Genomic DNA, 15,747 nt, shown 5'->3' with positions numbered 1-15,747 from the left:
AAATAAATAAGGTAATTATCGCTTTACAAATTTATCTTTGTTTTATTAACGCAACTACTACTGTCATGAAAAACAGCTCAAGATTACGGTATTTTATTTATTTATCCTTAATAATTATTGGAGGATGTACCACAGGGAAAAATGCCTTACAAAAAGGTGATTACGATGCTTCTGTTGAAAAATCGGTGAGCAGGCTGCAAAACTCACCTAAAAACAGCGAAGCCATGCAAGTGCTAAAAACGGCTTACGATTTAGCTTTAAAGGATCATTTACGGAAAATTGAGGAGGCGAAAATGTCAAACGATCTATTCAGGTGGGAATCGGTGATGTACGATTATCAAAAAATAAATCAATTGGCAGATGACATCAATAGCTGTCCAGCTTGTTTAACCGTTGTACCAGGTCCATCAAAATACATCAGTGAATTAGCAGAAAGCAAGTATAATGCAGCCGCCGCCAGGTACAACTCTGGCCTTGGATATTTAAGAGAAAACAACCGTCAGGCAGCAAAGAAGGCCTATTATGAATTTGAGAAAGTCGTAAATCTTCAGCCCGATTATAAGGATACCAAAGCCAAAATGGAGGATGCTTATTGGGCAGCAGTAACCAGGGTTGTGGTACAGCCAATTGTTGTAAACAGCGGCATGTACAAATTAAGCGCCGATTATTTCCAGCAGCAGATTGATCAGTTTATCGGAAATTACTCGAGAAATAAGTTTGTGATATTTTATGGCGAAACACAGGCAACAGATCAAAAAATTATTCCCGACCAGGTATTAAGCTTAAACTTTGATGATTTTATGGTAGGCCAAACCTATGTAAAAGAAAGGGTTGAAAAGTTAAAACGCGACAGCGTGGTAATCGGCGAAACACGCGATAAAAAACCAGTTTATGGTACAGTAAAAGCCACCTTAAGTATTTTCGAAAAGAATATCTCGTCATCAGGATTATTGGATATGAGCATTACTGATTGGAAAACAAAAAAATTGGTACGCCAACAGAAATTCCCTGGTACTTATATTTGGAAAGATAGCTGGGCCAGTTATAAGGGCGATGACAGGGCCCTGAGTAAACAACAATTGGCTATTACCAGAAGAAAAGAACAACTACCGCCACCACCAAGTGCATTGTTTTTAGAATTTACCAAACCGATTTATACCCAGCTGGTTGACGATATCAGTTATTATTATAATAATTACTAAAACTTAACCACCCCCGGCCCCTCCTTGAAAAGGAGGGGAGTTAGCACCCCCCTTTGTTTAAGGAACTGCTTTACGCACTACCTGTGCATCCCTCTCCTGCAGGAGAGGGATAAATTGAACATTGCAATACCATTCACGTAAATAGGGTGAGGTGGTTGTAATCCCTGCGTTAAAATAAAACATCATTGTTTAGCCCTAAAAATATAATGGCTAATATTGCAGCGATGAATACTGGCTTATACAATCCTTTCCAAAACTTCGATTTTTTATATAAAACCTGCTTTTTAAGCGGAAAAACTTTTAATTCTCCTGTAATCCAGGTGCCTTTGCTTCCAAAATGGTTATTGGAGCAGGCGGCTTTAAGTGGCGAAGAGCAGATCCAGTTTTTGGATGAGAGTATCCGTTCGTACAATACGCTGGTTATCCCGGTAAATACTGAGATAAACGAGCAGTTTTTAGATCCTTTGGAAGATAAAATAGAAGGGGCATTTGCAAAAGGTTATGATGCCATTTCTGCGCTGCCTGAACTGGATCTTTTCAACTGGATCGGCAAATTTTTATATGGCTTTGTGTATATCGAAATGCATTCGGCTTTACGGAAAGAAATGACTGCTGATGGATTAAACATGTCGCAATCTTTGATGATGAAATTTGCCAATCTGAATTTCATGATGCAGAACCTGTATACCAGCCTGGAGTTTGAAGATTTTTCACCATGGTCTATCACGGTAGTAAAACTCGAAAACGGAGAAACGCCATTCAGTTTCCGTGATGAGATTAACACCTTAACCTTCTCGTTAAAAATGAAAGATTTTGGCATTATTGCCTGTTTACAGGATAATGGAACCAATAAACGTTATCACCAGGATCTCATCAATGAGATTAAAGGCAAAGCCTTAACTGCCGAGCAGTTTGAAGAGCTGAGTGCGCGTTTTTATTATTCTGCCTATCTGTTTAACCGTTTACCCGAATATACTTTTATGCCTGTTGAAGGCACCACCTATATCGAAGCTATGCCTTTACGTGGAAACATGACTAAACCGCTTTTTGATGTTTGGCAAAACAAAGTATATGCACAGGTACTGGAAAATTTCTGGAAACCCTGGGGATACGTGGTGTTTGAGATTATTAAAAATCCTGATGAGCCAATGAGTTTCTTCGAGAAACCTTATTTACCTACTGCTGGCTAAGTTTTTACCACAGAGGTACACGGATAAACACAGATTTAAATTTTTCGATAATCAAAATGCGATTTTCACTTCGAGTGGAGTGCAACGAAGTAGAAAAATCTGTTATAGATTTATCTCCCGCTCTACGCCGCGGGGGCACGGTACTTTGGAGCGCCAAAGTACCCAAAGCGCTTTTGTCAATCCGGCAAGGGGCCTTTTACACATACCCATATACATCAAAAAACAGCGGCACTTTGTTTTGTTTGTTAAAGGTAAGTGAAAGGTTTTGCAAACATGAAACACAAAACCACTGCGTTTGAGGTTTGATCGTGCCAATTGTACTATTGTGCTACTGTTTTTTGATTTTCCTGGCCCTTGGGATTGACGGCGTTCTTCGGTAAAACCTCCTGGTTTTTTTAAAGGAAGCCAGCATTACGCATAAAAATTTCGAAAAAGACGTGTCTACGCGATATGCCTTAACCTCCGGACTACACTTCAGTCAAGTTGACGAAGTTAAACTATCTCCCGCCAGTTAACATTGTAATAAAGTTCTGCAAGATCCCCGGAACAAAAATAATCGTAAAAATCAATCCGGTTAAGGCACCAAAAAAGTGTGCATCGTGATTGATATGGTCTCGTGAGTTCCGCGAAGCATAAGCACAATAAATTAAATACAAAATCCCAAAAACTACAGCCGGAATCCCGATCGGGATAAACATAATGTAAATTTTAGACATTGGGTTAAACAAAATATAGCTAAAAAGTACCGCGCTAATGGCTCCCGAAGCACCGAGGCTATTGTAGTTAAAATGATCTTTATGTTTAATAACAGTAGGTAAATCGCTCAGTACCAAACCCAAAAAATATAGTAATCCAAACTGCCAGCTCCCCATCAAACTTTCCAATGTAAAGGCGAAAGCATAAAAGGTAAACATATTAAAAAACAAGTGCATCCAATCTGCATGCACAAGCCCGCTGGTAATCAAGGTATATACATTCTGTCCTTTTGATACACTAAAAGGATGCAGCATAAATTTTCCGTAAAGGGAATGATCGTAGAAAGCGTATAAACTGGTAATAATGGTAAAAACGAAAATTACGGAGGCAACTGGTGCCATATTGAAGTATTCCATGGGCATTATTTTAAATCAAGTTTTACGTCTGTAACCAAACGGGCTACCGGATATCTGTTGTGAGTTTTTTCGTAATAATCAGAATTTTTATACACAAAATCAAGTTGTGCAGCCGCACTCTTTGCAAATTCGGCATCTGAAGATTTTTTGGCTTCCAGTTTACTTTTCAGTTCCGGATTGTTTTTAAGCAGTTCTGTTGCAGTATCTTCAAACACATAGGCCGAATAATGCTCTTTCATATCCAGAATAGAATCGAAAAAATTCCAGTTGAAATAAGAATCGGTGGCCTGCGGTTCCAGTGTTTCTATAATATAACGGTTAACAGACTGGTTGGCGTACACCACAAAGTCGCCGGCATAATACTGGAGGTTCTGTTGTGCGGTATTCAATTTTACGGCCGAGTGCAGGTAATGTCCTTCGTAAGGTCTTGTGCCTGTTTTAAAATCGCTGATATAATAACTTTCCACCGCAATTTTCTGATCAGCTCTTAGTTCGCTGATTTTAACATTGTTCAGTTTAAGCAGTGCAATTACGCGATCCCAGGCTTTCGGAATAATGTAGGCAATAGGTTTTTGAACAGATAATGCAGGTTCAAACTTGTTCCATTCTTTTATAGTTTTAGTGTAAGGCTTGTTACGGTCGTAATATAAACGGTCGGCACCGGTTACCGTGCTCGGCTTTTGCCCGGCTTCAAAACCTTTAAAGGTTAAATCGTTTACTTCAGTTTTGTTTAATTTCCAATCTAACGGGAATTCCTTTTGCGCTGCAACAGCTTCGTCCGCTCTGCGCTTGTTCTCTCCGATAATTTTAGCATCGCGCTCAACAATCCTAATGTAGCTTTCCAGGAGTTTATAAGTGGCATCCACACGCAGATCGTACGATTTTAACATATGTGTTTCGGGCATAAAACCAATAGTATTGTGCAGCGTGGTATAACCTGTTGAATAACGAGGAGGATCAATAAAACCTGTTATTCCGGTTTCAGGGGTTTCGCCTATTGAGTTTACATAAGGAATCATCGGGTAACCCAGCTTTTCCATACCAGTATAAAGATCAGGTACCAGAGTTTTGGTTAAATAATCAGCAAGTATAGGGTTTAGCTTATCTTTTTGTGTCGGGATAAGCGTCATCACATATTGATAATCGGCACCATTGCTGGTGTGGGTATCTACAAATATTTCGGGTTGCCAGGTGTTAAAAATGAGTTGAAAGGTTGCCGAATTTTTCGAATCGGTTTTAATAAAATCGCGGTTAAGGTCGAGGTTTTTGCTGTTGCCCCTAAATCCATAGGTCAGTGGTCCGTTCTGGTTGGCCCTCGATGTGCCTGTTCGGTTAAAACTTCCATCAATATTATAAAGCGGAATAATACAGATAACCACATCTTTTGGCAGTTTACCGGCTTTAAGCAGATCGCGGGCCAGCATCATCGATGCATCTATGCCCTCTGGTTCGCCAGGGTGAATGCCATTGTTGATCAATAATACCCTTTTATTGCTTTTCCTGTTCAGTACCGGATCAAAAACCTTATCCCTTGATAAAACAAACAGATGTAACGGCTTACCAAAATCTGTACTTCCATAAGTTAAGAACCTGGCTTCCGGGTAGGTGTTAGCCAGATCTTTGTAATAAGCTATTGCAGCTGTATAAGTAGTTGTTTCAGTTTTTCCACTTAATTCGAAGGGCGATTTCTGTGCCATAGCAGTTAATGAAAAAGAAAATATAAAAACTGATAATAATATCCTCATGCTACTTATAAATAAAATTTACAGCGTTTTACGGTAAGAGCGAACGCTTCCGAACATATATCTAAAGCCTAAGGTAACCGAATTGTACATATCTGGATAGGCATTGTTGGATCTTAGTCTCGACTCGCTATAACCGTCCAATCCTTCGCCAAAAGTGATGTTAGACTGAGCATTAACATTGATTACATACCTCATGTAACCATAGCTGTCTTTTATGTAGTAGTTAAATCCAAAATTTATCGGCAGTAAAAAGTTAACGCTTTTATCTTCTCCGCCAAAGCGGTTGTCGGGAGTATGAGTCTTTCCTGGCCGATATCTTGCTATGTTGGAAATGTCATTATTTATCGCTCCCAATCCGAAGCCAAGATACATCCCTCTCATATTATACAGTAATCCTCCCTGGTTATAATTAACGAGTTCCCCCAACATTAATTTTAGATTAACCGTAAGTGCTGTGTATTTGTTGACAAACCAACGGCCGGCGGGATCCTTAACGGCAATCCCTCCTTTGATCCTTCCGTATTGCCCTTCCAGGCCCATTGTTAGGAATGGAGTCAGGTGATAATCAAAAACACCGTAAACAATTTTTCCGTAGTCTCCCTGATATACGTCGGTATATGATCTATTCATCCCACCGCCAAAACCATACGACATTTTAAAGTAGTTGGATTGAGCAAAAGAAAAACTTTCAATAAAAACGAGCAGAAGGGTTAAATAGATAGCTCTCGGCAAATTAAAAATCATATCTTTTTTTACAAAAATAATATGATTATCGGATATCTATAACTTTTACCTTTGAATTATGAGCACATATACCAACTTTAACAAATCGCTCGAGCAGCGGTTTATAAAATATACGAGGATTGATACCCAATCGGATCCAAATTCTCCTACCTGTCCATCAACTCTGAAACAGAAGAATTTAGGTAAAGTGCTGGTTCAGGAATTGTTAGAAATTGGCATTACTGATGCCGAAATGGATGATAATGGATATGTATATGGTACAATCCCATCAAACACCAACAAGCAGTTACCAGTAATTTTTTTCTGTTCGCACATGGATACCTCGCCTGATTGTAGCGGAGAAAATGTTAAGCCGATTATTCATCACAATTATCAGGGACAAGACTTAATTCTGCCAGATGATCACCATATTGTAATCAAACTTTCTGAACACAAAGACCTTAAACATCAGATTGGAAATGATATTATTACCGCCAGCGGAACAACTTTATTGGGTGCAGATAATAAAGCAGGATTAGCAGAAATTATGGAAGCAGCCACCTTTTTAATGAAAAACAAAGAGGTAAAACACGGAACCATCAAACTTCTTTTACCCCGGATGAAGAAATTGGCAGGGGTGTAGACAAAGCTGATTTAAAAAAATTAGGTGCCGATTTTGGTTATACGATAGATGGAGAAACACTAGGCTCCATTGAAGATGAAACTTTTTCTGCGGATGGCGCTACCCTTAAAATTTATGGTGTAAGTACACACCCGGGCTTTGCAAAAGGAAAAATGGAAAGTGCCATTAAAATACTTGCTGAAATTTTAGATTCGCTGCCAAAAGATACACTCACCCCGGAAGCTACCCATCAAAAAGAAGGATTTATCCATCCGGTAAGCATGAACGGGCAGGTTGAAGAGGCAGAAGCACAGTTTATCATCAGGGATTTTACCGATGAGAAACTAGCCGCACATGGACAGTTTTTAGAAGAAGTCGTAAAAAAAGTGATGACTCATTATCCAAAGTCTACCTACGAGCTTAATATTAAAGCACAATACCGCAATATGAAACAGGTGCTGGATCAGTATCCTGAAATTGTACAATATGGCATTGAAGCCATTGAAAGAGCTGGCGTAGTGCCCAAGCAACAAAGTATCCGTGGTGGAACTGATGGCTCACGCCTTTCGTTTATGGGTTTACCTTGCCCCAATATTTTTGCCGGAGAACATGCTTTTCATAGCAAACAAGAATGGGTAAGTGTGCAGGACATGGAAAAAGCGGTGCAAACGATCATTAATATTGCTTGTATCTGGGAAGAGTGCGGTTCGTTGTAGCAGTTCGGAGTTGGTAGTTTGGGTTAGGAGTCATATCTAACTCAAAACGCCCAACTCCAGATTCCAAACTCAATAAGAGGCTTGTCCAATATCTAACCTCGCAATTTTTCCTTCTTTGTTAAACTGAAATTTGAAATAGGTTTTAAAATCGCCCCATTGGTCGGAGTGGAAATGACCATATACTTCCAAACCATTGTTTTCAACTTTATCTATACTGGTAAAGCGCTCATGCCCCAGTGCTTTTTTAAAGAAATTATTAAATTTCATCTGGTTTCCGTCATCATAAAAGGCAACTTCGGCAGCAAATAAAGGAAACCATGTTTTTTCGTCGCCTTTTTGCAACGCGACAATCGCAGCCCTTACTTTTACATTTGACAATTTGGTTAAATCTATCGCCATAGGTTTATGATTTTGTTTTTGATGAAAAGTAAAGTGGCGGGTAATAAAATAAACAGTGTATTAAACAGTAATCAAAATTAATAAAAAAGATGTTTTTAAAGCCTATCTTTTTGCTAATTTAGCTTGTAATGATAACTCTCGAAAACGACTATATAAAAGTTAGCCTGGCGGCTAAAGGCGCAGAACTTCAAGGTTTATTTAGTAAAGAAACCAAGCTGGAATATTTATGGAATGCCAATCCTAAATATTGGGCAAAACATAGTCCGGTTTTATTTCCCATTGTCGGCTCATTAAAAAACAACAGTTTTATTTATCAGGGTAAAAACTACGAGCTACCCCGTCATGGATTCGCCCGCGATCATGTTTTTAATTTCGAAAAAATAAGTGAAAGCGAAGCTGTTTTTACGTTAACCCAAAATGAAGATACCTTAAAAGTATACCCTTTTTATTTCGAGCTCAAACTGAGGTACCGGCTAATCGACAGGAAACTGAATTTAACTTATGAGGTAATAAATACCGGTACTGCCGAACTTTTATTTTCAATTGGTGCACACCCGGCATTTGCAGTACCCAATACCCCAAATACTGTTTACGAAGATTATTATCTGGCTTTTAATGCTGATGAGAAATTAAGCTATTGGAAACTTGAAGATGGCCTGGTGGCCAACGAAACCAAAAATATTGAGCTTAATGCACATAAGCTAAAGCTTACACATGATCTGTTTTATAACGATGCGCTGGTTTTTAAAACCCTGCAAAGCAACTGCATTAGTTTGCTTAACACTAAAAATGATTATGGCCTGCATTTCCATTTTGAAGATTTTCCATTTTTTGGAATATGGGCGGCAACCGATGCGCCATTTGTGTGTTTAGAGCCTTGGTGCGGAGTTGCAGATGGCGTTAACCACAACCAGGAGTTATCACACAAAGAGGGCATCGTAAAACTTGATGCAGGCAAAAACTGGTCGCGATTTTGGGAAGTAGAGTGTTTTTAGATGAATACCTTGCGTAAATAAAAAGAGCACAATACTTCATTTGTTAACCCTTATCGAGAAAGTTGATACTCGCAATAGTACGAGTAACATATCAATTTGTAAACTTGGCTAAAGTTGAAAAAACATAAAAATTTAGTAAATGGCTTATCAAAAATACCATTCTAGCTTCAGCTAAGTGTCCGAAATTTACTTCTTATATCTTTTTAATAAAATTAGATAAAAACCGACAATAAAATACTAATATTACAGCATCAATTTGTCTTCTTTGTACGGCAGTAGTGATCCACATAAACTGTGCGATATTTTATGCTCAGAACCTTATCTGTTTTAACCCTCTTCTTTTGCTGTCTTCGCGTTATTGCGCAACCGTATTCGGTAAATGGCAGGGTTATAGATCGTACAACTGGCAAACCAATCGTAGGAGCAGTGCTTTCTATCACGCAAAAGGACAGCCTTCTATCCAAATTCGTTACTGACACAAATGGTAGATTCAGTTTCCCGATACATTTATATGAAAAAGCAAATTACATTCAGTTCACTTCTACTTCTTACCACAGCTTTAGATTTATTAAAGAGAAAGGAATGCTGCCCATCGGGAAAAATGTTGTTCTCACAGATTTCATGCTTGATGCTAAAGGAATAGACCTCGGCACAGTAATTATCCGGAATAAGCGGAGATATAGAGATACTACCTCAATTGATATGAAAGGAAAAATATTCGAGCGCAATATAATGGTTGATGATCTTTTCTCTACCAATGGATTTTCAAAGGACGTTTCTGGAACGCTCTACTATAAAGGTCGGCAAGTTGGCGAGGTGCTTGTAAATGGGCAGACTTTTTTGGCAGAAACAACATGGAAGTATATAAAAACCTGCCCGCACTTATTATTGACCATATTACTATCACCGAAACAGATATCGATAGCATGACAAATATCTCGTTGTTAAGGCCGACAATCAAAATCAACCTTAATTTAAAGGAAAAATACAAAAAAGGATTTTTTGGAAGTATTGCCGTAGGGGCGGGCTCTGCCAGCAAATATCTCGCAACTGGTGAAATCAACACCTATCAAAAAAGCAGGCAGCTTAGTTTAGAGATGGGTTCGAACAATATAAACGCGGCAAGTGGATCTTTTTTTGAACCACTTATCAGCTTTTTACCAGATGGGAGCCGCACAGGAGTCACCAGAATGAGGACCACTTACAGAGATCTATACCTTAAGAACAGGCTCGAGATAAATATGCTGATTAGTGCCAAAGATGTTCGACGTAAAATGGAATCTATATCCGAACAGCTTGAGGGGGCATTGGATCAAAACTCCAGGACAGTTAATAATAACAAATCCCATAGCCGCATAATTGATGCGGCAAACCTTATCCTTGCTTTTAAGATAGATAGTCTAAATTCCTTAAAAATATCTGTAATGACAGAATTTAACAAGACCGACAATACTGACTCCCTCAATTACAGTATCTACAATGGAAATTCACTGATTTTCAGTTCAGTTAACAAGGTAAGAAATACCTTTTATCGCAATATGGTCTCTGACATCATCTACCATCATCGCTCGACTGTGAAGAAAGGGCGATCTACAAATTTTAGCATCCATCAGGAAAACCGTTCCACAGATGTAAACGAGGAAGGATTGGTGACAGAGGTGCTCAAACAGGATGAGCAAAAATATGCGATTTCGGGCATGAGGAATGGCACAGAGAAAAGCTCTTCTCTGAACTGGTCCTTTATAGAACCTTTGAACCAGGACATGTACATTAAAATTCTGTCTTCCTATCGAAGAGAAAGTCTCTACTATATGGAAACTCAGCTACAAAATATTGCTTTGCAACAGAACAATGGCTATGCAGTAATTGTAAATGACTACGCAAAAATTGGCTTCAATATCCGCAGAACTGGAAAAAAATAACCCTTGATGGGAATGTTTTTACTTTGTTATCCCTGAGGCTGAATAAGATAACTAACAGCAAACAGAATTTTAACACAATAGATGCAGATCTTAATGCTGAATATAAACTCAATAACAAACGTTTCATCAACGCGCGAATACAACGCAATACCAATTACCCTATAATGGCACAGCTCACCGGCATTAATTCGAGCTACGACCGAATATCATTGACACTTGGCAATACCTTACTTGCTCCTGAAATCAGAAACCATTTTGACATTAATTATGACCTTTATAAAAGCGATTCGCTAAGTCTTGGCCTGTATAGCTCAGCTGACCTTTACCAAGCTAAGTTTGGCATGAATATCAGTGCAGGTCCAGGCCGTCAACAGCTCAGTTATATTGACAACCTGGGAAAGGTCGCAAATGCCCAGCTTGGTTTTACTGCATCAGGTAACTTTGGCAGCCTTTCACTCAGCTCAAGAACCGCGCTGAACTATCAAGGGTTCTTGAGCATCTTCTAACAACAGCATTCTACAAGGAAAAAGCACTGGGATTAACCAGTCATTCACGATAAATGGCTCCGTTCTGCAAAAGAGGCTTTCCTTTCAGCCAACCCTAACGGTGTCCTACATCAGGAACGGCTATGGAGATCAGGCCAGTAACCAGTATTCACTAATTTATCTGGATAAATTAGGCCTTAGCTTGGGAAGTTATGAAGTAGTACTTTATCCAATGATCAACTATAACTATAACCTTAACCGAAGTCTGAGTTTTGCCACAAACGCAGCTATTAAAAAAGTATTTTTCAGAACATGGGACAGGTCTGGGTTCAAGCCTATGACGTTTTTAATTCTTCCCAATTCGTGAACAATATTAATTCCGGAACTTACATTCGTACAATCGCCTATTCTAACCAGCAACGGTACTTTTTGGTTGGTTGTAGCATAAAATTTAACAGCATGAAGCCATAAATACAATAGCGAAACTATTATCAGACTAAAAAACGATATAAAACATACTATTATAAGTAATAATAAAGATACTAAAAATGCAGTTATATATTAATACTTATATCTTAAAAACTTAAATTAACATTCTATTTTACATACCTTTATAACAAAAACTACATGAAAAAACTATCTTTATTAATTGCCCTCATGGCAGTGTATCTAACCGGCTTTGCTCAAAGCATTACAGTTCCCAATACGGTTGAATCTGGCAAACCACTGATTATTACAGCCAGCAATGAAAGCGACGCAGGATTTATTGCTAACGTCTTTTATTATGCAACACCGGCCTACTCAACCTCCCCAGCAAATCAAAGTGTCATCTTTTCTCAATCACAAATGGTCGGCTATCCATGGAGTACATCTGGACAGCCTACTAAATATTCGTTGAGTTTAACCTTATCTTCGACTTCTGCGGTGACCACCTCAGTAACCTTCACCTTAAGGGTTGTTGTGGGTAACAACAATGGCGCCAATCAAACAACGACCGACATAACCGTAACAACTAGCGTAACTCCTGCTCAAAACCAGGTATGGCATAATACAGCCAAAACAGCAACATTCACAAAAAATAATTGTGGAACAGGTTTTCAGGGATCAAGTGTGAGCTATACCGTGGCCGCTAATACCTACTCTTCCACAGTTTCACAGGCTGACGCCGATCAGAAAGCATCAAATGCCTTAAACAGTGAAGGACAGGCTAACGCAAATGCTAATGGCACCTGCCTGCCATTATTTTATAACGTTGCGCAAACCGCCTCATTTACAAAAAACGATTGCGTAGGTGCCTCAGTCCCTGGCGCACCGATCTCCTTCACCATCCCTGCCGCGCAATACAGTGCGCTATCTCAAACAGAGGCTAATAACAAGGCGGTCACGGCACTAAATACACAGGGTCAGGCAAATGCAAATGCTCAAGGATTATGTAATCCTGTAACCATTTATAAAAAAGTTGTAGCCTCCAACTACCAGAATGGTGATGATCCAAATGTTGCTTATACCACGGCTGACTATACCGTGTATTTTTATGCCGATGCTGCAAAGACCATTCCATTTACACTACAGTCTACAGGTTATAGTTTCACTTATTCAGAGGTAACTAAGACTACAAGACCAGGTAAGCCACAGGTCGTAACAACCAGAAACTATACAGTAACAGCTGGAAACGGCTCTTCGAACCTGCTTCTAGGTAACTTTGTGATTACGGACTGTCCTTCTTCTCCTTCACCATGCATAACCAAAACCATAACACTGGTTAACTAGATAAAATCAATTGTGGGTAGAAAACAAAAAACGGTTTTCTGCTCACATAGATCAGTTATTGGTGACCATTTTGAAACTAACATCTTCTGCGCTATGGCTATTTGCTCAAATAACGGCACTTCACTTTAAAACAATGATCGGCAGATTAAGAGCATTACATTATTAAATGTTCAAAATAATGCAATTTATTCGCAATAAGCTACTGTACTGTGGGGTACTAATTATGAATGAAGCATCCTTATTCCACTCAATCTCGAATTGCTATACCAGTGTAAAAAACTATGCCATCCTCTTAACCATTATGTTTGCGTGGTATATGCCTCCAGCTTGTTTTTAGGAACTTCAACATCTTACGAATAGAGCACTGGAGCTAATTAAAAGAGGCTGTATCTGAATTATATTCGCTTAGAATTTGTCGCGATGAGCCTGTCGAAATGCCTTGTAAGACATCTAAAACAGGTCCTTCGACAGCTCACGATGACAAACTCCATATTTAGGATACAGCCTCTTCTAAAATGTAATGCTTTTACCAACCATTATTTAATACTTCAATAGCCTTATCCAGCAGCTCATCTTTTCCTGCTGAAATACCTGCAATGGTTGGATAGATTTTATAATCAATTTTTACCCCTACTCTTTGTGTTGGCATACCATTGGGATAAAAAACGCCTAAACCTGAAATCATTGTGTTTAACCCACCAGGCAACACAATTGATGATACATTCCCGTCGGCACCAGCCGTGGTACTTCCAATTACCTTTACATTTAGCGAACTTTGAAATGCCATGGTGGTATATTCGGCCTGGCTTTGGCTTGTTGCATTTACAATTACCACTATTTTGCCTTTGTATGCTTCACTTGATGATTGTCCGTTCTTTATTGGAGATCCGAAACTAAAAGCCCCGGGATAGCCTGTGCTGCCGGCAGTAAACTTAACAAATACACTTTTTTCATTTTTGATATAATTACCAAATGTAAATGGCATAAATTCGGAAGGATAACAGCGCATATCAACAATAATTCCTTTGGTATTGGCAAAAAGCTTCTTAATTGCGGGCAACTGATCATTTTTATATTTACCTGGGTAAACGTAACCGATATCCTGATTAATCAATTTAAATGCCTCTGCTTTTTCAGCCGCCGGGTTTTTATAGGCTAAGGCTAATTTTCCCATTGGCACGGTATAATCGAAAAGTTGGTTACCTCTTTTTACGCTGATTTTAATGCTGTTATCATTGCTCCTTAGTAAGTAGCTACCCGGCAGATCACGGAGCTGAGTATCATAATTTGATGCAGCCGTTATCGGCAGGTATTCCCTAATCAGGCCTGGAATGTCTTTACCGTTAATAGCCGTAATCACATCACCTACTGCAAGTTTACTTTTTACATCCAAAGTATCGGTATGTAAGGCCGTAATAATTAGCTTGTCTTCTATAAATTTAGCTTGAAAAGGCGCTGCCAGTTTGCCTTTAAAACCACTCAATGCTTTACTGCCCGACCATAAATTTGCATGTGTATCATGTACACGTGCAATTAAACTTAAAGCAGCTAAACTATAATCCTGCTCATTTTTTGCACCTAAAAAAACCGGCAGGTTTGTGGTAAGTATTTTATTCCAATCTTCACCAATAACATTTTTATAAGGGAAAAAATAATTGATCATGCCCCAATAACGATAAAGCGACAATAAACGGTAACCCGCATCAGGAAAGGTCATCGAAGCATATCCCTTCTCGTTCTTAAACATCGGATTTCCAATATTTGGATCCATTTCAATATAATAATTCGGACCTGTATTGCGGTTATCTTTGATGTAGGTTAACTTGTCGCCAAGCGATCTGCTTAGTACCGTACCATTAAGTAAGGAACCATAATCTGGTGTAATTTCATATTTTTCAGCAGCTATTTTAGCACAGGTTTTACAGGGGTTTGGCTTTGGTAATTTATCCAGGTATTGCTCTAAAGTTATGCTTAACTCCTGATTACTCTTAGCAGCGAGTACTGATGGTAAAAACCTAAAAAGTTCAGCATCCCAATTATAATCACCTTTAGCTATGGCCGGGTGATGGTATTTTAAAAATGCCCAAAACTGTCCGGCAATCATAAGATTCGTTGTTTTTTGTTCATTAAGTTCAATTTGTTTAATCCCTGAACTGTTTTGGAAAGCAGTATCCAATTCTGCCTTCGCCAATTCTATTTTCATAAACTTAGCCTGTTCTATGGGCTTTCCATCTATAAAAAGTTCCAAATGATCAAACCAGGCTTTTCCGTCTCCGATTAATAAAGCACCAACATGTATCTCTCTCACCTCATCATTTTTGTAATCGAGTTTAATGCTAAATAATTGCCAATCGGTATTTCCTTTAACGCCTCTGTTATTCATATTATCGAAGCCCATTGCTTTATGTTCTTTTCCGTCAAGGCGCATCCAAAGGCCGGCATAACCAGTTTTTACATTTTCTGTTTTGATGTAGCCCTTCAATTCGATCACTTTGCCTTCAAAAGCCTGGCTAATCGGAAAGTCGATTGCACCAAAATTGGCTTCCTGGCCAATCTGACTAATAGATAAGCTATATTTTCCCGACTGTTTTGTGATACTATCTAAAACTACCTGATATGCTTTTTCCTGATTTTGATTAAAGGAAAACAGCCACGATAAGGGCTTTTTGGTACTTGGGTTTATATCTTCGAAATCGCCATTGAACCTGAATTGTGCCTTCACACAACAGGCAGAAAAAATGCATATAAATAATAGAGCTTGCTTCATAAGAACTGATTAAATTAGAGGTTTGTGCAAATTAGGTATTTAAATTATTTTTAAAAATCTTTCTCTCTTATTCAGTTTTATATCTCTGTAAAAAATATA

13 protein-coding genes and 1 pseudogene are annotated in these 15,747 nt (G+C 38.7%); 9 read left to right on the top strand and 5 right to left on the bottom strand.

Features of this window, described 5'->3' with window-relative positions:
* Nucleotides 1-65 precede the first annotated feature (65 nt).
* Both ACQ86H_RS01050 and ACQ86H_RS01045 read left to right on the top strand, forming a co-directional pair.
* Nucleotides 66-1,202, top strand: coding sequence for a hypothetical protein (locus tag ACQ86H_RS01050; protein ID WP_431293574.1), 1,137 nt, complete (start codon nt 66-68; stop codon nt 1,200-1,202).
* A gap of 224 nt (nt 1,203-1,426) precedes the next feature.
* The gene (locus ACQ86H_RS01045) at nt 1,427-2,392 is read left to right on the top strand and encodes a hypothetical protein (protein ID WP_431293573.1); all 966 of its coding nucleotides are present in this window, start codon (nt 1,427-1,429) and stop codon (nt 2,390-2,392) included.
* A 497-nt stretch (nt 2,393-2,889) separates the two neighbouring features.
* On the opposite strand, the gene ACQ86H_RS01040 is transcribed toward ACQ86H_RS01045, so the two are convergent.
* From ACQ86H_RS01040 to ACQ86H_RS01030, 3 genes are all read right to left on the bottom strand, one after another.
* On the bottom strand, nt 2,890-3,504 hold the full coding sequence (locus tag ACQ86H_RS01040; protein WP_138819059.1) for a rhomboid family intramembrane serine protease: 615 nt from the start codon (nt 3,502-3,504) through the stop codon (nt 2,890-2,892).
* A gap of 5 nt (nt 3,505-3,509) precedes the next feature.
* A complete protein-coding gene (locus ACQ86H_RS01035) occupies nt 3,510-5,201 on the bottom strand; it encodes a M14 family zinc carboxypeptidase (protein WP_431293572.1) in 1,692 nt (563 codons plus the stop codon).
* Between the two features lie 66 nt (nt 5,202-5,267).
* The gene (locus tag ACQ86H_RS01030) at nt 5,268-5,993 is read right to left on the bottom strand and encodes a hypothetical protein (protein WP_431293571.1); all 726 of its coding nucleotides are present in this window, start codon (nt 5,991-5,993) and stop codon (nt 5,268-5,270) included.
* Nucleotides 5,994-6,051: 58 nt separating this feature from the next.
* Here ACQ86H_RS01030 and pepT point away from each other — a divergent pair.
* Nucleotides 6,052-7,310: pseudogene (gene pepT, locus ACQ86H_RS01025) on the top strand (peptidase T).
* A 69-nt stretch (nt 7,311-7,379) separates the two neighbouring features.
* On the opposite strand, the gene ACQ86H_RS01020 reads toward pepT, so the two are convergent.
* Nucleotides 7,380-7,709, bottom strand: coding sequence for a hypothetical protein (locus ACQ86H_RS01020; protein ID WP_138819063.1), 330 nt, complete (start codon nt 7,707-7,709; stop codon nt 7,380-7,382).
* 128 nt (nt 7,710-7,837) lie between these two features.
* On the opposite strand from ACQ86H_RS01020, the gene ACQ86H_RS01015 reads away from it, so the two are divergent.
* From ACQ86H_RS01015 to ACQ86H_RS00990, 6 genes are all read left to right on the top strand, one after another.
* A complete protein-coding gene (locus ACQ86H_RS01015; RefSeq protein WP_431293570.1) occupies nt 7,838-8,704 on the top strand; it encodes an aldose 1-epimerase family protein in 867 nt (288 codons plus the stop codon).
* 306 nt (nt 8,705-9,010) lie between these two features.
* Nucleotides 9,011-9,634 carry a carboxypeptidase-like regulatory domain-containing protein gene (locus ACQ86H_RS01010; protein WP_431293569.1) on the top strand — a complete coding sequence of 208 codons (624 nt, stop codon included), beginning with the start codon at nt 9,011-9,013 and terminating at the stop codon, nt 9,632-9,634.
* Nucleotides 9,559-10,626 (top strand): hypothetical protein, encoded by a 1,068-nt coding sequence (locus ACQ86H_RS01005; RefSeq protein ID WP_431293568.1) that lies wholly within the window; start codon nt 9,559-9,561, stop codon nt 10,624-10,626. Before ACQ86H_RS01010 ends, ACQ86H_RS01005 begins: the two co-directional genes overlap by 76 nt.
* A gap of 164 nt (nt 10,627-10,790) precedes the next feature.
* A complete protein-coding gene (locus ACQ86H_RS01000) occupies nt 10,791-11,132 on the top strand; it encodes a hypothetical protein (RefSeq protein ID WP_431293567.1) in 342 nt (113 codons plus the stop codon).
* Between the two features lie 100 nt (nt 11,133-11,232).
* Nucleotides 11,233-11,478, top strand: coding sequence for a hypothetical protein (locus ACQ86H_RS00995; protein ID WP_431293566.1), 246 nt, complete (start codon nt 11,233-11,235; stop codon nt 11,476-11,478).
* A 260-nt stretch (nt 11,479-11,738) separates the two neighbouring features.
* On the top strand, nt 11,739-12,881 hold the full coding sequence (locus tag ACQ86H_RS00990) for a DUF5977 domain-containing protein (protein WP_431293565.1): 1,143 nt from the start codon (nt 11,739-11,741) through the stop codon (nt 12,879-12,881).
* A 526-nt stretch (nt 12,882-13,407) separates the two neighbouring features.
* On the opposite strand, the gene ACQ86H_RS00985 is transcribed toward ACQ86H_RS00990, so the two are convergent.
* Nucleotides 13,408-15,648: a S41 family peptidase gene (locus ACQ86H_RS00985; protein ID WP_431293564.1), complete on the bottom strand. Its 2,241-nt coding sequence runs from the start codon at nt 15,646-15,648 to the stop codon at nt 13,408-13,410.
* Between the last annotated feature and the right edge of the window lie 99 nt (nt 15,649-15,747).

The organism is Pedobacter sp. P26 (assembly GCF_050632135.1).
In the GTDB taxonomy this organism is placed as follows: domain Bacteria; phylum Bacteroidota; class Bacteroidia; order Sphingobacteriales; family Sphingobacteriaceae; genus Pedobacter.
Note: the sequence above shows the minus strand (reverse complement) of the source record. Positions and strands in the feature narration are given on the sequence as shown.